This window comes from Sphingomonas sp. jy18, from assembly GCF_056931895.1.
This window is the reverse complement of the sequence record NZ_JBXPBT010000005.1, coordinates 152,636-176,704: the sequence shown is the minus strand read 5'-3', so window position 1 is coordinate 176,704 and position 24,069 is coordinate 152,636. Positions and strand designations below refer to the sequence as shown.

At 66.0% G+C, this 24,069-nt stretch carries 22 protein-coding genes and 1 pseudogene; 10 read left to right on the top strand and 13 right to left on the bottom strand.

Annotation, left to right across the window (positions count from 1 at the left end):
• The 4 genes and pseudogenes from AC0QC4_RS13630 to AC0QC4_RS13615 all read right to left on the bottom strand — a co-directional run.
• A pseudogene (locus AC0QC4_RS13630) lies at nt 1-693 on the bottom strand (transposase); the annotation flags it as partial.
• Between the two features lie 644 nt (nt 694-1,337).
• Nucleotides 1,338-2,582 (bottom strand): tyrosine-type recombinase/integrase, encoded by a 1,245-nt coding sequence (locus AC0QC4_RS13625; protein WP_483660459.1) that lies wholly within the window; start codon nt 2,580-2,582, stop codon nt 1,338-1,340.
• A 233-nt stretch (nt 2,583-2,815) separates the two neighbouring features.
• On the bottom strand, nt 2,816-3,415 hold the full coding sequence (locus tag AC0QC4_RS13620; RefSeq protein ID WP_483660458.1) for a GNAT family N-acetyltransferase: 600 nt from the start codon (nt 3,413-3,415) through the stop codon (nt 2,816-2,818).
• Nucleotides 3,412-4,083 carry an HDOD domain-containing protein gene (locus AC0QC4_RS13615; protein ID WP_483660457.1) on the bottom strand — a complete coding sequence of 224 codons (672 nt, stop codon included), beginning with the start codon at nt 4,081-4,083 and terminating at the stop codon, nt 3,412-3,414. The genes AC0QC4_RS13620 and AC0QC4_RS13615 overlap by 4 nt, the downstream gene beginning before the upstream one ends.
• A gap of 236 nt (nt 4,084-4,319) precedes the next feature.
• On the opposite strand from AC0QC4_RS13615, the gene AC0QC4_RS13610 reads away from it, so the two are divergent.
• The 5 genes from AC0QC4_RS13610 to AC0QC4_RS13590 all read left to right on the top strand — a co-directional run bounded on the left by AC0QC4_RS13610 (nt 4,320) and on the right by AC0QC4_RS13590 (nt 9,167).
• Nucleotides 4,320-4,721 carry a winged helix-turn-helix transcriptional regulator gene (locus tag AC0QC4_RS13610; protein WP_483660456.1) on the top strand — a complete coding sequence of 134 codons (402 nt, stop codon included), beginning with the start codon at nt 4,320-4,322 and terminating at the stop codon, nt 4,719-4,721.
• Nucleotides 4,722-4,973: 252 nt separating this feature from the next.
• Complete coding sequence (gene cysD / locus AC0QC4_RS13605) at nt 4,974-5,909, top strand: sulfate adenylyltransferase subunit CysD (protein ID WP_483660455.1); 936 nt, start codon at nt 4,974-4,976, stop codon at nt 5,907-5,909.
• Entirely contained in the window at nt 5,909-7,921 is a 2,013-nt protein-coding gene (gene cysN, locus AC0QC4_RS13600; RefSeq protein ID WP_483660454.1) for a sulfate adenylyltransferase subunit CysN, read from the top strand. Before cysD ends, cysN begins: the two co-directional genes overlap by 1 nt.
• Complete coding sequence (locus AC0QC4_RS13595; protein ID WP_483660453.1) at nt 7,918-8,679, top strand: 3'(2'),5'-bisphosphate nucleotidase CysQ; 762 nt, start codon at nt 7,918-7,920, stop codon at nt 8,677-8,679. Before cysN ends, AC0QC4_RS13595 begins: the two co-directional genes overlap by 4 nt.
• A 173-nt stretch (nt 8,680-8,852) precedes the next feature.
• Nucleotides 8,853-9,167 (top strand): UrcA family protein, encoded by a 315-nt coding sequence (locus AC0QC4_RS13590; protein WP_483660452.1) that lies wholly within the window; start codon nt 8,853-8,855, stop codon nt 9,165-9,167.
• A 42-nt stretch (nt 9,168-9,209) separates the two neighbouring features.
• On the opposite strand, the gene leuA is transcribed toward AC0QC4_RS13590, so the two are convergent.
• Nucleotides 9,210-10,868, bottom strand: coding sequence for a 2-isopropylmalate synthase (gene leuA, locus AC0QC4_RS13585; protein WP_483660467.1), 1,659 nt, complete (start codon nt 10,866-10,868; stop codon nt 9,210-9,212).
• Nucleotides 10,869-11,140: 272 nt separating this feature from the next.
• Between leuA and AC0QC4_RS13580 the strand changes: the two genes are divergently transcribed.
• Both AC0QC4_RS13580 and AC0QC4_RS13575 read left to right on the top strand, forming a co-directional pair.
• Nucleotides 11,141-11,464 (top strand): hypothetical protein, encoded by a 324-nt coding sequence (locus AC0QC4_RS13580; RefSeq protein WP_483660451.1) that lies wholly within the window; start codon nt 11,141-11,143, stop codon nt 11,462-11,464.
• 46 nt (nt 11,465-11,510) lie between these two features.
• A complete protein-coding gene (locus AC0QC4_RS13575; RefSeq protein ID WP_483660450.1) occupies nt 11,511-12,137 on the top strand; it encodes a DUF6969 family protein in 627 nt (208 codons plus the stop codon).
• Nucleotides 12,138-12,158: 21 nt separating this feature from the next.
• On the opposite strand, the gene AC0QC4_RS13570 is transcribed toward AC0QC4_RS13575, so the two are convergent.
• Nucleotides 12,159-12,797 (bottom strand): YceI family protein, encoded by a 639-nt coding sequence (locus AC0QC4_RS13570; protein WP_483660449.1) that lies wholly within the window; start codon nt 12,795-12,797, stop codon nt 12,159-12,161.
• A gap of 76 nt (nt 12,798-12,873) precedes the next feature.
• Nucleotides 12,874-13,617, bottom strand: a complete 744-nt coding sequence (locus AC0QC4_RS13565) for an SIMPL domain-containing protein (RefSeq protein WP_483660448.1) — start codon at nt 13,615-13,617, stop codon at nt 12,874-12,876.
• Nucleotides 13,618-13,852: 235 nt separating this feature from the next.
• On the opposite strand from AC0QC4_RS13565, the gene AC0QC4_RS13560 reads away from it, so the two are divergent.
• A complete protein-coding gene (locus AC0QC4_RS13560) occupies nt 13,853-15,664 on the top strand; it encodes an ABC-F family ATP-binding cassette domain-containing protein (protein WP_483660447.1) in 1,812 nt (603 codons plus the stop codon).
• Between the two features lie 133 nt (nt 15,665-15,797).
• Here the strand turns inward: AC0QC4_RS13560 and AC0QC4_RS13555 are convergent, their stop codons facing one another.
• Nucleotides 15,798-16,274 (bottom strand): DUF6456 domain-containing protein, encoded by a 477-nt coding sequence (locus tag AC0QC4_RS13555; RefSeq protein ID WP_483660446.1) that lies wholly within the window; start codon nt 16,272-16,274, stop codon nt 15,798-15,800.
• Nucleotides 16,275-16,380: 106 nt separating this feature from the next.
• Between AC0QC4_RS13555 and AC0QC4_RS13550 the strand changes: the two genes are divergently transcribed.
• Both AC0QC4_RS13550 and AC0QC4_RS13545 read left to right on the top strand, forming a co-directional pair.
• Nucleotides 16,381-16,950 carry a helix-turn-helix domain-containing protein gene (locus AC0QC4_RS13550; protein WP_483660445.1) on the top strand — a complete coding sequence of 190 codons (570 nt, stop codon included), beginning with the start codon at nt 16,381-16,383 and terminating at the stop codon, nt 16,948-16,950.
• Nucleotides 16,947-18,149 (top strand): glycosyltransferase, encoded by a 1,203-nt coding sequence (locus tag AC0QC4_RS13545; protein WP_483660444.1) that lies wholly within the window; start codon nt 16,947-16,949, stop codon nt 18,147-18,149. Before AC0QC4_RS13550 ends, AC0QC4_RS13545 begins: the two co-directional genes overlap by 4 nt.
• A gap of 109 nt (nt 18,150-18,258) precedes the next feature.
• Here the strand turns inward: AC0QC4_RS13545 and AC0QC4_RS13540 are convergent, their stop codons facing one another.
• From AC0QC4_RS13540 to AC0QC4_RS13520, 5 genes are all read right to left on the bottom strand, one after another.
• Complete coding sequence (locus AC0QC4_RS13540; protein ID WP_483660443.1) at nt 18,259-19,029, bottom strand: enoyl-CoA hydratase/isomerase family protein; 771 nt, start codon at nt 19,027-19,029, stop codon at nt 18,259-18,261.
• The gene (locus tag AC0QC4_RS13535; RefSeq protein WP_483660442.1) at nt 19,029-20,204 is read right to left on the bottom strand and encodes an acyl-CoA dehydrogenase family protein; all 1,176 of its coding nucleotides are present in this window, start codon (nt 20,202-20,204) and stop codon (nt 19,029-19,031) included. The genes AC0QC4_RS13540 and AC0QC4_RS13535 overlap by 1 nt, the downstream gene beginning before the upstream one ends.
• 79 nt (nt 20,205-20,283) lie before the next feature.
• Nucleotides 20,284-20,964: a response regulator gene (locus AC0QC4_RS13530; protein ID WP_483660441.1), complete on the bottom strand. Its 681-nt coding sequence runs from the start codon at nt 20,962-20,964 to the stop codon at nt 20,284-20,286.
• Nucleotides 20,965-21,019: 55 nt separating this feature from the next.
• Nucleotides 21,020-22,645, bottom strand: coding sequence for a sensor histidine kinase (locus AC0QC4_RS13525; RefSeq protein WP_483660440.1), 1,626 nt, complete (start codon nt 22,643-22,645; stop codon nt 21,020-21,022).
• Between the two features lie 349 nt (nt 22,646-22,994).
• Nucleotides 22,995-23,761 (bottom strand): IS5 family transposase gene (locus AC0QC4_RS13520; RefSeq protein WP_483660439.1). Its coding sequence is split into 2 segments (ribosomal slippage): nt 22,995-23,449 and nt 23,449-23,761, totalling 768 coding nucleotides; the frame shifts between segments, so codons are not numbered across the junction.
• Between the last annotated feature and the right edge of the window lie 308 nt (nt 23,762-24,069).

The window sequence follows — 24,069 nt, the reverse complement described above, 5'->3', positions numbered from 1 at the left end:
CTTCGGACACAAAGTATTGGCGCTCATCGGTAAATCGCACCGCCAGTTCGCGCGGTGACAGCTCGGACTGCTCCAGCGCCATTTCGACGATCTGGTCCTGCACCTCGGGCGCGATCCGGTTCCACACCCGGCCTGGAGCCGATGGCCGATCCGCCAACGCCTCCGGGCCGCCTGCGAGGTAGCGGTCATACCAGCGGTAGAACGTCCGCCGGGCGATGCCGAGTTGGTCCAGCGTTCGCTTGGCAGGCAGGTGGGACTGCTCGACGATCCTGATGATCTCGAGCTTCTCGGATGCGGGATACCTCATTCTTCGTCGCCCCCATCCGCGATCATGCTTTTTTTGAGCAAACGGTTTTCCAGCGTCAGGTCGGCCACGCATTCCTTCAGGGCGCGGGCTTCGCGGCGCAGATCCTGCACCTCGCCAGTGGTCGCGGCACGGGCGGTATCACCGGCCAACCGGCGCTTACCTGCTTCCATAAACTCCTTCGACCAAGTGTAATACAGGCTCTGGGCGATGCCTTCCTTGCGGCACAGCTCTGCGATGCTGTCCTCACCACGCAGGCCGTCCAGCACGATGCGGATCTTTTCTTCGGCAGAGAAATGGCGCCGGGTTGCTCGGCGGATATCCTTGACCACCCGCTCAGCTGGGGCCTTCTTGGGAGGGGATTTTTTCACGGAGGGTTGGGTCTTCATCTTCGTTCCTTCGTCACTACGACGAAGCCCCAACCCTCCTTAAATCACAACCTCAAATCTGTGCCATTGGTGCTGACGGGGGACAATCCGGCGCAGCGGCGAAAGCGGCCGAGCTGGAACCAAGCAGCACTGCTGCTGCGATAATGTACTTCTTCATGATGTTATCTCCGTTGAAAGTGAATTGCGTGGATCAGCGGAGCATTCGGGGAGGCGGCGGTTCCGGCCCCCCGTTAGGCAGAGCCGGAGACTTTTCGAGAAGCGCAAGAAACGTGAGTGACGAAATATCGCGAACTTCTAGCGGCAAAATGCGCGATGCTGGAAGCGTCTGGCACAAGGCGAGGCAATAGCTCTGACACTGCCCGCCCTCGTTATCCATGCAATCACCGCAGTCGCTATCGTCTGAGGTCATCGCTGCCATAGGTGCACAACCGTTCGCAGCGTAAGTTGCCTCGATCGGGAGCAACGCAACTAAAAATGCCGCGAGATAGAGAAAGAGGCGTTGTGTCACTGAGGGGACCATACCCTCGTGTTCGCTTTGATCAATGACCTAGTTACAATCAGTCTCGCCATGCTCATGCGGCCTTGCGCATCGCTAGCGGGCGCAGCATGCCATGCTCGCGGTTCCGACCGCGCTTCCCAATGTCCTATGTCGACAAAAGGGACTGGAGCTTTGCGTCCCACGCATCCAGGGCGGTGCGCTTCTCGTCGTCATACCTGTAACGGTTATAGATCCCGGCGACCCCTGCCCTTGTTCCGCTGATATGGTTGAGCACGCTTTCGGTCACCTCAACCGGGACTCGCAGCGACTGGAGATGGGTTGCCCCGGTTCGGCGGATATCGTGCAGTCGCCAGTTCGGAACATCGACGTCCCCCGGATCTCCACCCTCCTCGATCTGCTTGGCCTTCAGGTAAGCGATCATATCCTTGTGGAGCGCCGCCCGTCCCTTGAAGAAACCCGAGACGGGGGTGGTCCCGGTCGTGGTAAACACGAGGCCCTTCCGCTTCGGACCCAACAGCTGGAGCTCTGCGAGCGCGAGGCTCGTCAGCGGTATGACGTGTTCCTGGTCATTCTTCGCCCGATCGGCTGGCAAGGTCCATCTGCGCGCATCGAGGTCGATTTCGGACCAGTCCATCTCGGCCACTTCCTGACGCCGCTGCATCGTCAGGATCAGCATCCGGACAAAAGGCCCCCACGGCCATCCGGAATTCTCCGTCGCCCTCCACAAAGCGACAATTTCCTCGTCGCTAAGCACCCTGCGGCGAGAGGGGACGGCCTTTGGCGCTTTCATCCCGGCAAGCGGCGAGACATCGATATCCTGCCGGTCGGTCGCCCAGTTGAAGAGCTTGCGCAACAGCGAGTGGATCTCCTTGCGCCGCGCAGGGCGATCGGAATACTCGTCCAGCACCTTCACGATGTCGGCGCGGGTGATCTCATGGACGGGTCGGTTACCCCAGCGCGGAATAAACACGTTGTTGATCGTGCAATTCGCCGAGCCCCACGTCCCCCGCCAGTTCGGCTTGAGATACAGCTCAACGAACCTCTCGCTGTAGGTCCGAAAGTTCAGCGTCTCCTTTTTCCGCTTCGCTTCGCGCTTGGCTTCGACCGGATCGATGCCTTGATAGACCTGGACCAGCAGCCGCTCGGCTTCCTTGCGCGCAGTCGCTGGCGTCCATGGACTGCCGACGGGCCCAATTGTCTTGCGGCGCGCGGGCCCGCCGTCGACCCGATACTGGAACACAAACGACTGTGCTCCCCTTGGCGTAATGCGAAGTCCGAAGCCCTTCAGCCGGGGGTCCCACACGTAAATGTCGCGATGTGGGTCCGGTGTGACTGACTGAATGGTTCGCAGTGTGATTGACTGATTCGGCATGATCTGGCGCTCGTCCACGTAATCGCCACGTAATCAGATGTCGGGATTACGATGGCGTAGCGAAGGGTAATCCACGGCGGATTTATTCCAACCGTTTCAAGCCTTTGAGCGTAGTTTGGCGTAGTATTGGAAAGGAACGAAAAGGGCACAAAGCTCCGCTCTTAATCAGCGGGTCCTAGGTTCGAGCCCTAGTGCGTCCACCATCCCCTGCAATCCGGACAAGCCATCCCCATGATCGCGCACATTGCGGGTCAGTCCCGCTGGCGCAGCATTGTCCAGAAGCGCGGGCCGGCGGGGACTTGCCATTCGTCGACGATGGCAAAGCCTAGCCGCTGGTAGATGGCGACATTGCTCTGCTTGGCCGTTTCCAGACAGACGTCGACGCCGAGCCGGTTGGCCTCCGCGATGCCGGCGCGGATCGCGCGTCCGCCCCAGCCTTTGCCTTGCGCATCGGGGCGTACCGCGGCGTAGCGCAGGTAGAGATGGTCTTCGCCCGAGGGGACATGGCGGGCGAGGTGGCGTCCGACCCGATCGGCGCGCAGGATGGCGGGGCCGAAAATGGCCAGCAATCGCCACAGTTCGGCGGGCGTCAGCGGATCGTGATGATGCACCTTGCCGGGCAGCCGCCACATGGTCACGGCCGCACGGTCCGGCGCGGCGAGTATCATCCCGTGCCGCAGATGATCGGCAAACAGCCAGTCGAAGAAGCGCGGCAGCCGCCTCCGGCGCACGGCGGAATCGGGGATGATCCAGCCAAGCGCCGGATCGTCATGGAAGGCCAGCGCCAGCGTCTGCACCGCCTCGCGGCGCATGCCGGCAGACCCGTCGACGATCGCGTGCGCCCCGCTCATGAGGGATAGGGGGCCTGGCGCACCGCAAGGCCGAAGCCGACGCGCACGGCAAAGGCGAACCGACCGCCCGGTACCTGCTGTGCTTCCTTGTCGAGACGGCGCAGCAGTTCGGCCTTGAACGCGCCGCGCGGGTGCGCGCGCACCACGCTGGCGACGAAATCGCGCGGCAGATGCGCCAGCCGGAGACCGGTCAGATCGACCATCGCGCCATATTGGGTATAAGCGGCCAGCACGCCATCGGCCTCCGGGGCGATGCCCACGCTGGTATGCGCGATCAGCGCATCGGCCAGATGATCGCCGACCGCCGCCGCTTCGCCCGCGTCGCAGGCGCACTGGCGTGCCGCGGCAGCGCTGCGCACCGTGAAATCCTCTCCCGCGACATCCGTCATCAGGCCTACATCGTGCAACAGTCCGCAGATGTGAAGCAATTCCGGATCGACCGCACGTCCATCGACATGTGCGAGCGCCCGGGCAAAAATCGCCGAGCGATAGCCGTGGGCGAGGAGGACCGGGCTTTGGGCCAGCGCTGCCTCCTCCGCAATCTGCACCAGCTTGCTGTCCGGCACCGGGGGCAGGCCTTCGACGCTGCCCGGGCGCTGCAGGAAGGGCAGCAGCCGCTGCCAGAAATTCTGCAGCTGCTGGCGCGTGGCAATCGCAAGCCCGCGCATGCATTCCCCTCGTGTCATCACGCCGCCACCGCGGGCGAGCCAGCCTGGCCCGCCAAAACGGTCAGGGTCGGGAAGCGGGGGGAGTGGGCGCAGCGCCATCGAATCTAAGTCCTTATTTGGAACTCAGCAGTGTCTGAGCTATCTGGGTTCCCATGTCAAACCCAGATAGCTCTAGGCGCACCGTTCGATCGGCCCCCGTCCCGCGCGACCGGTGCGGTATGGCGCTGGCCTGCGACATGCTCGGCGATCGATGGACCATGCTGCTGATCCGGGAGGCCTTTTATGGCGTCACCCGCTTCGACGACCTGCGCAGCGATCTCGGCGCGCCACGCGGTATTCTCAGCGCGCGGCTCAAGGCGCTGGTCGAAAGCGGCATCCTCGAAAAGCATCCCTATCGCGAGGGCACAGCGCGGGTGCGGCACGAGTATCGCCTGACGGCGCGTGGACAGGAACTGGCCCTGCCCCTGATCGCGCTGATGGAATGGGGGGACCGGCACCTGCAGGACCAGCCTTCGCCGCTGCAGATTCTCAGCCGTACCACCGGCGCGCCTCTGCGCGTGGCGCTGGTGACACCCGAAGGGCAAGCGGTGGGGCCCGACGAGGTGACCTATGCCGTCTCGGATGGGGTGGCGCACTGACCGGCTTGCCGGCCGGACCGCTGACGCGCCCTGTCCCGGCGCGTCCCAAACGGGCCGCCAGTAATTCTATCGCGGCGTTAAACGCGTCTTTCCCTTGCCCTGGCGGGCACCATCGGCAGGCGGCATTATAACGTAAAAACAATATGTTCCGCAGCATCGCCCAAACGCCGGCGGCCAGCGCCGGGGGCGTACGGTACACCGGCGGTTCGATTGTCGCTCATTCGCGCCTCGTGTAATGGCTCGGTCCTGATCATGACCAGCGCTCCCCCCCTCACCCATCTCGACCGGCTCGAAGCCGAAAGCATCCACATCCTGCGCGAGGTTGTCGCCGAGGCCGACAAGCCGGTGATGCTCTATTCGGTGGGCAAGGATTCGGCGGTGATGCTGCACCTTGCGCGCAAGGCCTTTTACCCGGCGCCACCGCCCTTCCCGCTGCTGCATGTCGACACGACGTGGAAGTTCAAGGCGATGTATGCGCTGCGCGATCGCATGGCGGTCGACTGCGGGATGGAACTGCTGGTCCATCGCAACGCGGAAGCCCAGGAGCGCGGCATCAACCCGTTCGACCACGGCCCGCTGCATACCGACATGTGGAAGACCGAAGGGTTGAAGCAGGCGCTGGATGCGCATGGTTTCGACGCCGCCTTCGGCGGAGCCCGGCGCGACGAGGAGAAGAGCCGCGCCAAGGAGCGCATCTTCTCGTTCCGCACCGCCAGCCACGGCTGGGACCCGAAGAACCAGCGGCCCGAGCTGTGGAACCTCTACAATGCGCGCAAGGCCCCGCGGGTCGGCGGCAAGGGGGAGAGCATCCGCGTCTTCCCGATCTCCAACTGGACCGAGCTCGACATCTGGCAATATATCATGAAGGAGCAGATCGAGATCGTGCCGCTCTATTTCGCGGCGCCGCGCCCGACCTTCGAATGGCAGGGCCAGCTGTTCATGGCCGACGATGTCGAGCGGCTGGAACGCGTGCTGGGTTATCGCCCGGAGATCGTCGAACGATCGGTGCGCTTCCGCACCCTCGGCTGCTGGCCGCTGACCGGCGCGGTGGAGAGCGAGGCGACAACGCTGGCGGAGGTGATCCAGGAGACCTTGCTGACCACCACCTCCGAACGGCAGGGCCGCGTCATCGACAAGGATGCCGGCGGTGCAGGCATGGAAGTGAAGAAGCAGCAGGGATATTTCTGATGGGTGACGATGTTTCTCCCTCTCCCCTTCAGGGGAGAGGGCCGGGGAGAGGGGCAGTCGACGGGCTGAGCTCTCCTACTGCCCCTCTCCCAACCCTCTCCCCTGAAGGGGAGAGGGCTTTCGTTGCCGACACCCTCATCGCCGAGGATATCCACGCCTATCTCGACCGGCATCAGCACAAGACAATGCTGCGCTTCATCACCTGCGGGTCGGTGGATGACGGCAAGTCGACGCTGATCGGGCGACTGCTGTACGACAGCAAGATGATCTTCGAAGACCAGCTCGAGGCGCTGGAAAGCGACAGCAAGCGCGTCGGCACGCAGGGACAGGACATCGATTTCGCGCTGCTGGTCGACGGACTCGCCGCCGAGCGCGAACAGGGCATCACCATCGACGTCGCCTACCGCTTCTTTGCCACCGAGAAGCGCAAGTTCATCGTCGCCGACTGCCCCGGGCACGAGCAATATACCCGCAACATGGTGACCGGCGCCTCCACCGCCGACCTTGCCGTCATCCTGGTCGATGCGCGCAAGGGCGTGCTGGTGCAGACCCGCCGACACAGCTATCTCGCCAAGCTGCTGGGCATCCGCAACATCGTGCTGGCGGTCAACAAGATGGATCTGGTCGATTATGATCAGAGCGTCTTCAACCGCATCCTGCTGAGCTACCGCAGCTTTGCCAGCGAGATCGGCATCACCCAGTTCACCGCCATCCCGATCAGCGGCTTTCGCGGCGACAATATCACCAGCCTGTCGGACAACACGCCCTGGTATCGCGGGCGGACGCTGATCGACCATCTCGAGACCGTGCCGGTCGACAGCGACACCAGCGCGGAGCAGCCGTTCCGCATGCCGGTGCAATGGGTCAACCGCCCCAATCTCGATTTCCGCGGCTTTGCCGGCTTGATCGCGGGCGGCAGCATCCGCCCCGGCGATGCCGTGCGCGTTCTGCCCTCCGGTCGCACCAGCCGCATCGCGCGCATCGTCGCGCAGGGCGGGGATCTGCCCGTGGCGGTGGCCGGACAGGCGGTGACGCTGACGCTGGAGGACGAGGTCGATTGTTCGCGCGGCAATGTCATCGCCGCCGCCGATGCGCCGCCCGAGGTGGCCGACCGGTTCGAATCGACTTTGGTGTGGATGGACGACGAGCCGCTGCTGCCGGGGCGCGGCTATTGGCTGAAGCTGGCCACGCAGACGGTCTCCGCCACCGTGCAGCCGCCCAAATATGAGGTCAACGTCAACACGCTCGAGCAACTGGCGTCGAAAACGCTTGAGCTGAACGCGATCGGCGTCGCCGAGATCGCCACCGACAAGCCCCTGGTGTTCGAACCCTATGCCGACAACCACACGCTCGGCGGGTTCATCCTGATCGACAAGCTGACCAACCGGACGGTGGCGGCGGGCATGCTGCATTTCGCGCTGCGCCGCGCGCAGAATGTCCACTGGCAGGCCACCGACGTCGGACGCGAGGCGCATGCCGCGCTCAAGAACCAGAAGCCGCTGGTGCTGTGGTTCACCGGCCTGTCGGGATCGGGCAAGTCGACGATCGCCAACGAGGTGGAAAAGCGCCTGCGGCTGATGAACCGCCACACTTTCCTGCTAGACGGAGACAATATCCGCCACGGGCTCAACAAGGATCTGGGCTTCACCGATGCCGACCGCATCGAGAATATCCGCCGGGTGGGTGAGGTCGCCAAGCTGATGACCGATGCCGGGCTGATCGTGCTCACCGCCTTCATCAGCCCGTTCCGCGCCGAGCGGGAGATGGTGCGGGCGATGGTGCCCGAGGGCGAGTTCGTCGAAATCTTCGTCGATACGCCGCTGGAAGTGGCGGAAGCCCGCGACGTCAAGGGCCTCTACAAGAAGGCACGCAGCGGGGCGCTCAAGAATTTCACCGGCATCGACAGCCCCTATGAGCCGCCCGAGGCGCCGGAAATCCGCGTCAACACCGTGGAGATGACCCCGGCCGAGGCGGCAGAGGCGATCATCCGCCACCTGTTCCCGCTGGCATGACCGGCCCTGCCGCCGACGCCGCGCTGGCTGCCGCGCTGGCTGGAGAGGCGGGGCGCATGCTGCTCGCGCTGCGCGCCGGCGGCGGGCTGACCGGCAAGCCGCTGGGCGCCGAAGGGGACCGCATCGCCAACCGCTATCTGGTCGACACGCTGCGCCGCGAGCGCCCGGACGACGGCCTCTTGTCCGAAGAGGAAAAGGACAGTTCTGCCCGGCTCGCGCAGCGGCGGGTGTGGATCGTCGATCCGCTCGACGGCACCCGCGAATATGGCGAGGGGCGCGACGACTGGGCGGTGCATGTCGGCCTCGCTGTCGACGGCACACCGCTGGTCGGCGCGGTGGCGCTGCCCGGCATCGCCGGCGGCCTGGTGCTGCGCAGCGACCGCCCGGCCCCGTTGCCGCCCGCGCCTTCCGCCCTGCGCATGCTGGTATCGCGCTCGCGCCCGGCGGCAGAGGCCATCGCCGTCGCAGACCGGCTCGGCGCTGCCTTGGTGCCGATGGGCTCCGCCGGGGCCAAGGCGATGGCGGTGGTGCGCGGCGAGGCCGAAATCTATCTCCACAGCGGCGGGCAATATGAGTGGGACAATATGGCCCCGGTCGCGGTCGCGCTGGCGCACGGCCTGCATTGCTCGCGCATCGACGGCTCGCCGCTGCGCTACAATGCCGCCCAGGTCTATCTGCCCGACCTGCTGATCTGTCGTGCCGAGCTCGCGGACGCCATCCTCGCGCTGGTTGCCGAGGTGCGACTGTCGCAAGACTGAAACCAAATTCTTTTCGATTGAAATAATATTGCCGCTGTCGCGACTCCGCCCTGTCGCCAACCGCGTCTAGACGCGCAGGCACCGGCGGCAGACCGGACCCGGATCATCGAGCGAGCGAGGCGTCGAAAGGCGAAAGGCATCACCCCCGTGATGCCCCAAGCAGGAGCCGATCCATGTCCTTCCACAGCCTCTCGCTCACCCTTCTGGCGCTCACCGCAGCCGTCAGCGCCGACGCCTCGCAAATCGAGCGTGTCACCGCCCGCGTCTCGCTCGACGGTATCGATGTCACCGCCGCGGCGCATCAGGCCGAAATCGATCGTCGCCTGACGGTCGCGGCCCGCCGCGCCTGCATCGTCCGCGACGGCGGCGCGCCGCGCATCACCGCCGGCAGCCGCACCTGCATGGCCGAGATGATCGCCGACGGCCATGCCCAGATCCGCACCCTCGCGGCCCGCGCAGCCGGTGCCCGCGCGGTTGCGGTGCGCTGAAGCCGGGAGCCTAAACGAGGGGGCGATCGTGCGGTCGCTCCCTCACACCCGGTTGGCCGCGCTCAGTATCGCCCGGACGCTCGCCGTCGCCACGTCTTCGTCGATGCCGCAGCCGAAGATGGTGCGGCCGTCTGCGGTACGGCATTCGACATAGGCGGCGGCGCGGGCGTTGCTGCCGTGGCCGATGGCGTGCTCGCTGTAATCGGCGATGTCGAGATCGGGCCCGCCGGCCTCGCTCAGCGCGGCGATGACGCTCGACATCAGGCCGTTGCCGCGCCCCGACAGGCGCGTTTCGCTGCCGTCGACGCGGATGGTGCCGATGAAGAGGCGGTCCGCGCCCGAGCGGCCCTCTTCCCAGTCGACCAGCGTGAAGCGCTTGTCCGCCTCGCTCAGATAGCTGGTCTCAAACGCCTGCCAGATGTCGGCGCTGCTCAGCTCGCGCCCTTCGCGGTCGGCCATGTCCTGCACCGGCTTGGAAAAATCCGCCTGCAGGCGCTTGGGCAGTTTGAGGCCATGATCCTGTTCGAGCACCCAGGCGATGCCGCCCTTGCCCGACTGGCTGTTGACGCGGATCACCGCCTCGTAGCTGCGGCCGATGTCGGCCGGGTCGATCGGCAGATAGGGCACCTGCCAGAGCTGGTCGTTGCGCGCCGCCTGCGCGGCAAAGCCCTTTTTGATCGCGTCCTGATGGCTGCCGGAAAAGGCAGTGTGCACCAGCTCGCCGCCATAAGGGTGGCGCGGGTGCACCGGCAGCTGGTTGCAATGCTCTACGGTGCTGATGATCGCGTCGATGTCCGAGAAGTCGAGCTCAGGGTCGATCCCTTGCGTGTACATGTTGAGGCCGATGGTGACGAGGCAGGTGTTGCCGGTGCGCTCGCCATTGCCGAACAGGCAGCCTTCGACCCGGTCCGCCCCGGCCAGCAATCCCAATTCCGCCGCTGCGACACCGGTGCCGCGATCGTTATGCGTGTGCAGGCTGATGACGACACGCTCGCGATGCGGAATGTTGCGCCCGAAATATTCGATCTGGTCGGCGTAGATGTTGGGCGTTGCTGCCTCGACCGTCGCCGGCAGGTTGAGAATCAGCGGCTTGTCGGCGCTCGGCTGCAGCACGTCCATCACGGCGGCGCACACCTCCAGACTGAAATCGAGCTCCGCAGTCGAGAAGGTCTCGGGCGAATATTCGAAACGCCAGTCGGTGCCGGGCAGCCGCGCCGCATTGTCACGCAGCAGTTTGGCACCATCGATGGCGATCTGCTTCACCTCTGCCATGCTCATGCCGAACACCTGGCTGCGCCACGCGGGCGACACGGCGTTGTAGAGGTGGACGATCGCGGTCTTTGCGCCGGCCAGGCTGTCGAAGCTGGTGGCAATCAGGTCGGCGCGCGCCTGAGTGAGCACCTGTACCGTCACATCGTCCGGGATGGCGCCCGAGCGGACCAGGCCGGAGATGAAATCGAAATCGGTCGCGCCGCTGGCGGGAAAACCGATCTCGATCTCCTTGAGCCCGATCTTGACCAGCATGTCGAAGAAACGGCGCTTCTTGTCGGCGTCCATCGGGTCGATCAGCGCCTGATTGCCGTCGCGCAGGTCGGTCGACAGCCAGCGCGGTGCGCGGGTGATGGTGCGGCTGGGCCATTGCCGGTCTGGCAAGGGCACTTGCGGGAAAGGCCGGTATTTGACGCCGGGGTTGCGGAGCATGGTCATGGCAGGAGGTCCGTATCGTCGCGAGGCTGTTGGGTGTGTCGGTTTCGCCCTTGGCCGTGTCGCCGCGCGTCAGGCGCGCAGTCGGTTGGTCACGCCCAAGGGCGTGGAAGTCGCAGGATAAGGCGCGCGGTGCGGATCATTACGTCAGGCTCATGCCGCGAAAGCGCGGCGCTGTCCAGACACGCGGCCTGCAACTTTTCCGCGCCGCATGGCGAACAGGGTAGTGACCCGGCCATTGTCGGCATTGTTGGTCCCAGGAGAGTCGCATGAAGCACACCACCAGAACGTTGACCGCCGCACTCGCCGTCGCCGGCGGGTTGACCGCTGCCGTTGCGGGTTCAAGCCCGGCGCGGGCGAATTGCTGCGCCGGCTTCCAGCGCTACAGCAACAACGAACAGTCCGGTTACCGCGGGCTTGAGGAAACCGCCGAACAGCGCGAAGCCCGGCTGGCCGATCAGCGCATCCGCCGCGAAGCCCGTCGGCTTGTCCGCGCCGAAGCACGCGCCGCCCGGGAGGCCGCGCGCGCCGAAGCGCGGCAGGCCGAAGCTGCCCGCGCCGCCGCACCCACGGTGGTCGCCAGCAACGACTGATGGCGCCCGCGACGCGGCTCGGCGCGTCGCTTTGCCCGCTGACGTCATGCCGTCGACACACCTCGCCCCCGACCTGCTGGAGGCAACGCTGGCCATCGCCGACCACGGCAGCGGCTTGATGGCGCTGCTGCTGCCCGATGGCGCCGCGCCCCGGCGCTGGCACCATTATCCGCCGCGCGATTCGGTCGATCGCGTCTCAGGCGCGCGCTATTATTACCATAGCCATGAACCCGGGGACCGGGCGGCCGACGAGCATGGTCATTTCCACATCTTCCTTGCCCGCCGCGCCTTGCCGCGCCGCGCACAGCCATTGATTGCGCCACCGGCAGCACGGCGACCGCGGCCGTCGACCGTGCATGTCGCCGGTCTGTCGATCGGCCATGACGGCCTGCCCCTGCGCTGGTTTGCCACCAACCGCTGGGTGACCGGCGAATATCTCTATCCCGCCGCAATGATCGCGCCACTGCTCGACGGCTTCAGCCTGGCTACGGCAGACGGCCCACCGCTGCTCGACCGCTGGCTGGCGGCACTAGTGCGTGCCTCTGCCACCCGCCTGACCGCGTTGCTGACCGAGCGCGACCTCCGCCTCGCGCAGGCCGGGCTGGACGGAGAGGACCGCGCCCTCGAGGTGGCTGCGAGCGCCCCGGTGGATCTCGACGCCCTGCTGGGCTGAGCGGCTGCTAGGGTATGGGCCCTAGGGCGTCGGCTGCTTTTCGAACGCCACGCTGATCGTCAGCTCGACATCGTCGCTGACCAGCGGCACGCCGTAGGACATGCCGAAATCGCTGCGCTTGACGGTCGCGGTGGCGTGAAAGCCTACCGTGTCCTTGCGGTTATAGGGGTTGGTCCCGGCGCCCGACAGACGCGCGCTCAGGATCACCGGACGGGTCACCCCGCGAATGGTGAGGTTGCCGGCGATCAGCGCGCGGTCGCCATTGGCTTCCACCGCGGTCGAGACGAAGCGCACCTCCGGGTGGTTGGTCATGTCGAAGAAATCGGCACGCTGCATATGTGCGGTCAGGCCACTGCTGGCGGTTGCAAGCCCGCTGACGGGCACAGTGATGCTGACCATCGACCGGGCCGGATTGGCGGGATCGAGCACCAGCGTGCCGCGCACATCGCCGAACTGACCGAAATAATCGTTGAAGCCGAAATGGCTGACCCGCCAGCCGACCAGGGTATGCGCAGGGTCCGTGGCATAGGTGCCGGCGGTGACCCGCGACGGATCGGGCACGCCGGGAACGGTCGGCGGAGTAGCAGGGGCCTGCGCAGTGACGCTGCCGGCAACGGCGAGCGACGCCAGGAGGGCGGCAGGCAAGGCAAAACGGCGCATCGGCGACTCCATCATCGAATGAACGATGACAGTGCCGCCGATGCCGGGGTCAGCGCAAGCGCTTAAGGTCCTGACCCTAGCGCTCCAGCCGATACTGCACGTTCAATGTCACGCTGTTGCTGACCTCACCCGGCGCGACCGGGGTCGCGGCATCGGCGGCCTCGGCGCGCATCCGCATCATCGGCATCGGCGGCGGAGCGACGAAGGCATTGCCTTCGCTCAATTGTACCAGCCGCGCGCTGCGATAGCCGGCGGCGCGCGCATAGCGGGCGGCACGTTCGGTGGCGCGGCGCAGCGCCGTGTCACGCGCGGTTTCGAGCGCGGCGTCGGGGTCTTCGAGGAAGAAGGTCGGCCCGTCGAGATTGGTGCCGCCGGCCTCGACCAGCGTGTCGAGCAGCGGACCGAGCCCGGCGATATTCGCGGTCGTCACCCGCACCTGGTTGCTGACCTGATAACCGGTCAGCCGCGGCGGCTGGCCCTGCTCCTGCGGGCGATAATCATATTGCGGCGAGAGGGTGATACCGCTGGTCTGGATGTCGCGCGCAGGGATGTTGCGCGCGCGCAGCGCCCGCACCAGCCGGTCCATGGCCGCCGCATTCTGGCGCATCGCTTCCACAGCGGTCGGCGCCGTGGTCGTCACGCCGGCACCGATGCTGGCGCGATCGGGGACGGTGCGGATTTCCTCGGTGATGGAGAAAGTGACGAGCGGTGAATCGACTTGGGTCATGGTCTGGTCCGGCATCGGGGCTGAATGCTGCGCAACGGCAGGTGCTGCAAAGGCGAGCGCCACGGCAGCGGCGGCGAGGGGGAGACGGATCATCACTAGGTCACTCCTGTTGTGTCGCACCTCGTAACGGGCAATCGCCCTTCGGGTTGCGTTGGTGCAACGAATAGGGGTGGCGGGCTTGCGCGGCGCTGAATGGGCCTTGCAGGACAGGGACAGGTAAGGAGGGTTTCTCGCAGAGGCGCAGGGAAACCGCTACACACCCTGACCTTCGCGCCTCGGCGCGAGACCCTTCCCTTTCGCACCCATCAGCCATAAAGCCCCCGCCATCATGGCAGCCCCCGTCCTCGCATATGAAAATCTCGGCATCGTCCAGGGCAGCGGCTGGCTGTTCCGCAATCTCGATCTCTACATCGGCGAGCGCGAACGGCTGGCGTTGATCGGCCGCAACGGTGCGGGCAAATCGACGCTGCTGCGCTTGCTGGCCGGGCGGATCGAGCCAGACGAGGGCAAGCGCACCATCGTCCCCGGCACCCGCGTCGTCTTCCTCGAACAGGAGCCCAGCTTTGCCGGCTGCGCGACGCTGATGGATTATGCGGTCGCGGGAAGCGACGCGCCCGCCGCGCATGAAGTCGCCGCCATCGCCGACCAGATGGGCATCGACATGGGCCGGGACGCAGCGACGGCGAGCGGCGGCGAAAAGCGCCGCGCCGCGCTCGCCCGCGCGCTCGCCATGGATCCCGACGTGCTGCTGCTCGACGAGCCGACCAACCATCTCGATCTTGCCGCGATCGACTGGCTGGAGGGCTGGTTGCAGCGCTTCACCGGCGCCTTCGTCGCGATCAGCCATGACCGTACCTTCCTCACCCGGCTGACCCGCGAGACGCTGTGGCTCGATCGCGGCAACATCCGTCGCAAGGCGATCGGCTTCGGCGGGTTCGAGGCGTGGATGGAGACCGTCTATGCCGAGGAAGCGCGCAACGCCGACCGGCTCGATGCCAAGCTGAAGATCGAGGCGCACTGGCTCGAACGCGGCGTCACCGCCCGGCGCAAACGCAACCAGGGGCGGCTGGAAAAGCTCTACGAAATGCGCGCCACCCGCGCCGCGATGCTCGCCCCCGCCGGCACCGCCAAGCTCGGCCTGGTCAAGGACGACAGCAAGACCAAGTCGGTGATCACGGCGGAGCATGTCAGCAAAAGCTATGATGGCCGACCGATCATCAAGGACTTCAGCTTCCGCATCCAGCGCGGCGACCGCATCGGCCTGGTCGGCTCCAACGGCGCCGGCAAGACCACGCTGCTCAAGCTGCTGACCGGGGAGATCGAGCCCGACAGCGGCACCGTCACCCGCGCCAAAACGCTCGACGGCATCGTCATCGATCAGCAGCGCAAGCTGCTTGCACCCGACAAGCGCGTCCGCGACATCGTCGCCGACGGCGGCGACTGGGTGGAGGTGCGTGGCGAGAAAAAGCATCTCAAGGGCTATCTCAAGGACTTCCTGTTCGATCCGACCATGAGCGAGGCGCGCGTCGGCACCCTCTCCGGCGGCGAGCAGTCGCGCCTGTTGCTGGCCCGCGAATTCGCCCGCGAATCGAACCTGCTGGTGCTCGACGAGCCGACCAACGATCTCGACCTCGAAACGCTCGACCTGCTGCAGGAAGTGATCGCCGATTATGAGGGCACCGTGCTCCTCGTCAGCCACGACCGCGACTTTCTGGATCGCACCGTCACGGTGACGCTGGGGCTCGACGGATCGGGCCATGTCGATGTCGTCGCCGGCGGCTATGCCGACTGGGAGGCGCGCAAGAAGGCCGAAAAATCGGGCACCCCGCGCGCGGTGACAGCGGCGAAGGCGGCAGCCACTGCCGCCAATGCTGCCAATGCCACCAGCAATTCCACCGGGCCGAAGAAGAAACTATCCTACAAGGACCAGCGCGATTTCGACCTACTGCCGGCGCAGATCGAGAAGATGGAGGGGGCCATCGCCAAGGCAGAGGCCGAACTCGCCAATCCCGATCTCTACGCCAAAAACTTTGCCCGCTTCGAAGCACTCACCAAGGAGCTGGAGCACCTGCGGGCAGAGAAGGACTCAGCCGAGGAACGCTGGCTGACGCTGGCGGAAGAGGTCGAAGCCTTGGGGTAGGTCCTCCCCGGAACGGGGAGGGGGACCACGAAGTGGTGGAGGGGCACGCGGTTGTTACGCGACGCCACCGAACGCCGCACCTGCCCCTCCACCATGCTGCGCATGGTCCCCCTCCCCCGTTGGGGGAGGAAGCTCATCCCCCCGGCAACCGGTAGAAATCCGCCAGCCGGTCGAGCGCCAGCCCCAGCACCACCCGGCCCGACCGGCTCGGCCAACCCAGCGCCCGCTCCGCGCCCTGCATCGGCTCGCCGGCGCAGATCACCCGCCAGCACACATCCGCCAGCCCTGCGCCGACCGCGCTCAGCGCCGCATGGAAGCGGCGATGCGCGTCGATGCGGGCGAGGCTGCGGTGATCGTAACTTGCCCCGCGCGGGCTGCCGTCCGGGGGCGGCGCATCCCAGCGCATCGTCACCCCCGGCTCCAGCCCGGCGCGGGCAAAATCCCGCCGCAGCGCCTCGCCGGCCGTGCATTGGCGATCGGTGATCAGCCGCCGCGAATGCAGCCAGGTCAGCGGACTTTCTGCGACATTGACGCTCACCAGCCGCGGCGACCGGCCAGTGCCGACACCCATGCTGTCCGGATGCGGTCGGGTGGCAAGATGTTGGGGCATGCGCGACTCCTTTTTGCGATGGCGACGACGAATCACTCTTGCCATATGGTGATATCTGTAGGAAAGAAAAAACCGATATGGTTCGCAATCAAGTCGGGAGAGCGCGATGATCAACAGCATTCGCAGCGTGCGCCGCGCCAAAGGGCTGACGCTGGAGGAGGTCGCGCAGCGCTGCAGCCCGCCGACCACCGCGCAGACCATCGGCAGGCTGGAGACCGGCACGCGCACCCTCTCGCTCGGCTGGCTCAACCGCATCGCCGATGCGCTCGGCGTCGAAGGGCGCGACCTGGTGCAGATGCCCGACAATGAACTGCTGCCGGTCGCCGCGCTGGTCGGCAGCGATGGCGCGCAGGCCCCTACCCATGACGAGAGCATCCCGCCGCTGCGGGCCGAGCCCGGCATGGTCGCGGTGCGCTTTACCGCCAGCCTGGGCGATTATCGCTCGGGCGACATGCTGTGGTGCCGTCGCATCGTCCGCGACGCGCTGGCCACCGCACTCAACCGCGACATCCTGATTCCGCGCCCGGCCGGCCGCTTCCTGTTCGGCCGGCTGCTGGCGCTCGACGGGGAGAAGCTGCAACTGCTGCCGCTCGCCGAAGGGGGCCGGCAGCAGGTCGTCGCCCTGCCCGAATGGGCGGCGGTGGCTGCCCGGCTGGTGCGGACGCTCGGCCCGTGAGCGCTGACGCGGCGCCCCGGCCGCTGCATGTCCTCAGCCTCGCGACGCTGTTTCCTGACGCCACCCGTCCCAATTTCGGCATTTTCGTCGAACGCTCGCTGGCGGCGCTACCCCGCCAGCCGGACGTCGATGTGACCATCGTCGCCCCGCTCGGCATCCCGCCCTGGCCACTGTCGCTCAACCGCCGCTATGCCGCGCTGCGCGGTCTGCCGGCGCAGGAAAGCTGGCGCGGCCTCACCGTGCTACGCCCGCGTTTCACCCTGATCCCCCGGCTCGGCGCGCGCACCAATGCCGCAGCGATCGCCCACGCGGTTCTGCCCATCGCCCGGTCGCTGCAGGCGCAGGGACGCCTTGACGTCATCGACGCGCAATTCTTCCATCCCGATGGCCCGGCGGCGCACCGGCTTGCCCGCGCCCTCGGCGTGCCCTTCTCGGTCAAGGCGCGCGGTGCCGATATCTCGCTGTGGACGCACCGCCCGGACACCGGCCCGCCGATCCTTGCCGCCGCACAGGCCGCGCAAGGCCTGCTCGCCGTCGGCGAAGCGCTCAAGGCCGACATGGTCACCGCCGGGATGCCGTCCGCCAAAATCCGCGTGCACTACACCGGCGTCGACGCGACCCGCTTCCGCCCGCTCGACCGCGCGGCAGCGCGCGCCGAATGGGGTGTCGAGGGCGAGGCGCCGGTTCTTCTGACCGTCGGCGCAATCATCCCGCGCAAGGGCCAGGCGCTGGTGATCGACGCGATGCGCCACCTGCCCCCCGACACCATCTATCTGATGGCGGGCAGCGGTGACGATAGCCGCCGCCTGACGGCGCTGGCGGCCGCGCTGGGCATGGCGGCACGCGTCCGCCTGCTCGGGCCGATCGCCAACGACCGGCTGCCCAGCCTCTACAGTGCCGCCGATGCGATGGTGCTGCCGTCCGCCAGCGAGGGCCTCGCCAACGCCTGGGTGGAGGCGCTGGCCTGTGGCACGCCGCTGGTGCTCAGCGACATACCGCCCGCGCACGAGCTGATCGACGGCCCCGACGCCGGCCGGATCGCCGCGGCGGAACCGGCGGCGCTGGCTGCGGCGATCCGCGAGGTACTTGCCCTGCCGCGCGACCGCGAGGCGCTGGCGGCACGGACCCGCGCGCGGTTCGACTGGGAGCGCAATGGCGCGGAGCTGGCGGCGCATCTGCGCGCGATAGCCTTCGGATAGGCAGCCCGCCCGAAACCCGTAGCCCTGAGCTTGTCGAAGGGCGTTTCGCAGTGATGAGAAGCGCCCTTCGACAAGCTCAGGGCTACGGAACTGGAATGCGCCGTCTCGCCTATCGCCCCTTGAAATTCGCCGCGCGCCGCTCGAACACCGACGCCACACCTTCGGCATAATCTTCGGTGGCACGCAGCTTGGCCTGTTCGGCATGCTCGTGCGCCAGTGCCGCGCGCACCGCGTCGAGCAATCCGGCCTTCATCGTCGCGCGCGTCGCGATCAGCGCCAGCGGCGCGTTTTCCGCGATCTCGGCGGCCAGCGCATGCGCGCCCGCCCGCGCGCCCCCGCTCGGCGCCAGCCGGTCGACCAGCCCCCAGGCCGCGACATCCTCGGGCTTGTAGCGCGCCGATGTCATGAACATCTCCAGCGCGCGCTGCTGGCCGATCAGGCGCGGCAGCGTCACCGTCAGGGCAAAGCCGGGATGAAAGCCCAGCCGCGTGAAATTGCCGACAAAGCGTGCCTCGGGCGCCGCCACCCGGAAATCGGCAGAGACGGCAAGGCCCAGCCCTGCCCCGACCGCCGCGCCCTGAACCGCGGCGACCACCGGCTTTTGCGCCGCGAAAATGGTCAGCGCCTGATCGTAGAATTCGCGGATCGGATCGGCGCTGTCGGTGCCGAACCCGCCCGGCGTCGCGAGATCCGCGCCGCCGCAGAAGGGCTTGCCGTCCGATGCCAGCACGGTCACGCTGATCGCGGGATCGGCATCGATCCCGGCCAGCGCCGCACCAATGTCTTTCAGCAAGCCGACGGTTGCGTGATTGTTCGCGCCGCTGGTGAACACCAGCTCGGCAACGCGGCCATGATCGGTTCGGACAAGGGTATGAGACATCAGGGGCGGGTATCCATCAGATTGCGGGCGACGACCATGCGATGCACTTCCGAAGGCCCGTCGTAAATGCGCATTGTGCGCACGCGTCCGGCCAGCAGCGCGAGCGGCATTTCCTTGGTCATGCCCATTGCGCCGAAACATTGCATCGCATTGTCGATCACCTCGCTGGCCATTTCGGTGGCATAGACCTTGAGCATGGAAATCTCCTGCCGCACATCGCGGCCCTGGTCGAGCTTCCACGCACAGTCATAGGCCATCAGCCGGGTGGCGTGGATCTTGGTCGCGGCATCCGCCGCCCACCACTGGATGCTCTGCCGCTGCGACAGTTTCTCGCCGAAGGTCACGCGCTGCGGGGCGTATTCGGTCATCATGTCGAGCGCGCGTTGTGCCGCGCCGATGCACCAAGCCGCCATCTCCATCCGCCGCGTCCCCAGCCGCACCTGCATCGGCCCGAACCCCTGTCCTTCGGTTCCGAGCAGCTTCCAGCCCGGAACCCGGCAATCGTCGAGCGCCACTTCATAGGTATATTCGCCGCCCAGCATCGGGATGCGGCGCAGCACGTTGAAGCCCGGTGCGTCGCGGTCGACCAGGAAAGCAGACATGCCCCCGCGTGCCCCCTTTTCGGGGTCGGTGATCGCCATCAGGATGGTGAAGTCGCATTCGTCCGCGCGCGTGATCCAGATTTTGCGACCGTTGATGATCCAGTCGCCGCTGCCATCGTCGGCGCGCACCGCCTTGGTCTTCATCCCCGCCGGATCGGCGCCGGCGGCGGGCTCGGAAATGCCGATCGCGGAAATGGTCTCCCCGCGCGCATAGGGCGCCAGATAGGCCTCGCGCTGCCGGTCGTTGACCGTCTTCGCCAGCATCATCAGGTTGGGCGAATCCGGCGGCAGCGTATATTTGGCGACGGTCGATCCCAGCGCCTCGTTGACCGCGACCAGCGCGACATGCGGCATCCCCATGCCGCCGACCTCCTCGGGCGCGTCGAGGCTCCACAGCCCCATGTCCTTCGACACCGCGTCGAGCACCGCGCGCTCGTCCGCCGTCAGCTCGCTATCCCCGCCGGCCGCCTCGCGCGCCAGCACGGCGGGCTCGAGCGGCATCAGATGATCGCGCACGAACCGCTGCACCAGATCGGCCAGCATCCGGTGGTCATCGTCGAGGTCGAAGTTCATGCCGCTCTCCCTTTTGCGAACTGCCCATGCCGTGCGGCGCAAGGAGGGTCAACGCGCAGGACAGCCGGCAGCGAGCAGCTTATCGCGCGCCCAGCTCCCCGCCGCGCCGCGCCTCGCGGATCGCCTCGCTGCGCGAGTTGACCTCCAGCTTGCGGTAGATGGATTTGACATGATTGCCCACCGTGTGCGGGGAAATGTCGAGCAGGCGCGCGGCTTCCTTGTAGCTCGCACCGCCGGCAAAAGCGCGCAGCAGATCGGTTTCGCGCGGCGTCAGCCGGTCCTCGCTTGCCACCGGTGCGGCATCGGCCGTTGCGGGGTCGGCCGCACCACGCAGAAAATCGAGCAGATAGACCGCCGCCGCCGGGCTGACCGGCGATCCGCCGTCCAGCGTCACGCGGATACCATCGACGATCACCTGCGGCGCGCTGTCCTTGAGCAGATAGCCGTCTGCCCCCGCCCGCAGCGCGCGCACCACCGTATCGCGGTCTCCGAAACTGCTGATGATCAGCGCCTTGGCGCCGCACCCCGCCTTGATCACCGGCACCAGATCATGGCCGTTGCCATCGGGCAGGCCGATATCGAGCAGGAACAGGTCTGGCGACAGCGCGATCAGGCTGCGCGCAGTACGGATATCGGGCGCGACCCCGACGACGTCGAAGCCCGCTTCGGCAGACAATGTCTTGAGGAAATACTGCCGCACCAGCGGATCATCCTCTACCACGGCGATACGGGCGGGCGGCGTCGGCTGTGTATCGATCATGGGCCGACATTGGCCCGACGCGCCACGCACGGGAAGATGCCATGATATGGCATGGTCATGCCGGCCGCGGCGGCAAGGACAGGGTCACAGCCGTACCGGTCCCGTCACCGGCACCGACCTGGAGCGAACCACCCAGTGTCTCTGCACGGCTGCGCATGTTGGTGAGCCCACGTCCCGCGCCGTCGACTTTCGCCATGCCGCACCCGTCATCCGCGATGCGCAGGTGCAGGCTGCCGGCCTCGGCGTCTTCGCCTATGGTCACGGCGATGCGGCTGGCTCCGGCATGTTTGAGCGCGTTGGTCACCGCTTCCTGCATGATGCGGAACAGTTGCAGCACGTCGCGCGGCCCGTAACCGGGCAGCTCGCGCGCCAGGCGATTGTCCCAGTCGAACTGCACACCCGCCGCGATCACGCGCGGCTCGACCCGCTGGCGAAAGGTGAGCAGCGCGGTGCCGAGCGATTCCCCCACGGAATCCATCGAATCGACCATCAGCCGCATCTCGTCGACCACCGCCTGCAGGCCCTCGGCGACCTGCGCCGGCTCGGCCACGCCGACACGTGCGGCCAGCAGCATCGACATCAGCTGGCTGCCCAGCCCGTCGTGCAGGTCGCGCATGATCCGCCGCCGCTCATCGTCATGCGCGGCGGCACGCACCAACTGGCGCTCGCGCGCGTGCGCCTCGGCGAGTTCGGCCTCACGCTTTTGCACCTGGGCGCGCAGCAGGTCGGCAATCGCCTCCTGAGACCGGAACAGGCGGATGTTGCGGGCGAGAAACGCCACCACCATCGCCAGCATGAAGAAAGGCGCCGCATGCAGCAGATTGCCTTCCATCCATCTTTGATCGGGGAAGAACAGGCTCAATCCGTCGATGAACCCGGCAGTGGCGAGTACCGACAGGATCGCATATTCGGCGATCCGCTCTTCGTGCACGCTCACAAAGTGCCACAGGATCCGCAGCAGCGTCGCAACCGCGAACAGCAGATGATACCAGCTCCACAGCAGCGCGGGATTGTCATAGGCGCCTGGCATCGCCGTCCCGAACAGCAGACCGGCTATCACTGCCATTGCCGTCCCGTACAGTGCGGCGATGCCTGCCCCCAGCCAGCGTAGCGGTCGCCCGGTCCAAGTATCGACGAATCCCAGCACCGCCGTCGGCACCGCCAGGTTCACGACGAAAAAGACGAGCATTCGCGCCCATCCACCGAAGGGCGGATCGAGCATCACACCGTACAGAGCATTGGCCGCGAAAGCGGCGCACAGCAGGCTCAGCCACCCCGCGAACCGCCGATCGTCCGAGCGCGCCGTCATGATGGCCGCCACCAGCCAGAGCATCGACAGCACCAGCCCGCTGTAGAGGGGAAAACTGCCCATCACCCACAGGCGCCGCGCCGAATAGCGATCGAGGCTGTCATATTCCGCAATGATCGGCGGATAGATGTCGGTATAGGGGAAGCCGTCCCGTATCGTGACGTACGTCAGCACATTCTCGCCACTGCGCAGCAGCCCGGCCGGAATACGGGTCAGATAGGTCTTCTGACCGTGAAAGCTTTGATTGCCCGGCGCCATCCGCCCTTCGCCGGCGACGAGCGAGCCGTTGACCAGCAGCAGATAGTTGTCGACCTGCAAGGTCGAAATGATGCCAAGGCCCGTGCCCGGCACCTTGTCGAGCGTGAAGCGCATACGCGATGCAAAGCTCGCCGTGTCGCAGCAGTGGGTAAAGAACCTGTTTCGGGAGACAAACATGCCTGCAAGCGACAATTAAAACCTTGGATCACCGTGGACATCCGAATGCGCTCTTGCTAGTCATAACAAACAGGCGAAAAATCGACCTCAACCCGCAAAACAACGTTGAAATCATTGTCTGCGTCTTGTAACGCTCTGGACGTTAAGTTAATCTGGGAGGAAACAATGTTCGACGTCATACTTGAGATTTTCGGTTACGAAGTGAAATGCCCACCCTACCGTCCCGGCAATCAACAGTGCTTTTAAGCCTAGTTCGTTCGTCATGTGCTAGGGCCGGTTAAGAGAGCTAGGCCGTAGACTCATAAACGCGAAGCCACAGACGCATTGATGCCAACTGGATCATAGCGAGGAAGTTTTCGGCCAGCTTGTCGTAGCGGGTGGCGACCCTGCGGAAGTGCTTGAGCTTGGAGAAGAAGCGCTCGATCAGGTTCCGCTCGCGGTAGAGCCAAGTGCTGAAGTATGGTTTCGACCTCCGATTGGCCTTTGGCGGTATGTTGGCAAACGCTCTTTTGTCGCGGAGAGACGCACGGATGCGGTCGGCATCGTATGCCTTGTCCGCCAGCACGATTGTTCCGGCGCCGACATGATCGAGCAGATCGTCAGCGGCTTTGCCGTCATGGCTTTGCCCGGCGGTAAGGCTCAGCCGGATGGGGAGGCCTTGCCCGTCGACGACCGCATGGATTTTGGTCGTGAGCCCGCCTCGGGAGCGACCGAGACAATGATCTCGATCCCCCTTTTTGCCGTCGCGGCCTGCTGATGAGCGCAAACGGAAGTGCTGTCGATCATCTGGATGTCGCCATCATGTGCGGCAGTGATGGCGTCCATCATCCGGTCCCACACCCCGGCCTTCCGCCATCGCACGAAGCGGTTGTAGCAGGTGGTGCGCGGGCCATAACGTTCCGGCAAATCGCGCCACGGCGCACCGGATCGAAGCACCCAAAAAATACCGTTCAGCACGCGGCGATCGTCAACGCGCGGCACGCCCCTGGGCTTGTTGGGCAGAAGCGGTTCGATCACGCGCCACTCGAAGTCGGTTAGGTCATATCGGCTCATGCCGGTGCTGAATCAGACCAACCCACGAAATGGAAGCATCATTCAGCGAGGGGAGAGTCCGGATAAAGCGCCTCTGCCTGCTCTCGGTTCACAGCGCGCATATCGCGCAAAGTCTCGTGCCACAGGGTGCCGCACGATCCGCAGCGCTTCAAAAAGGTCGGCCCGTCAGAACGAACTGCCACCGTCGCGAGTGCCTGCCACTTCTTGTCCGCAGGCGCATCCGTTCGACACACCTCACATCCACCGTCCACCGAATGTCCCCCGGTCCAATCGTCTATGAACCATATACGGTCCGGGCTTCGCCGTTA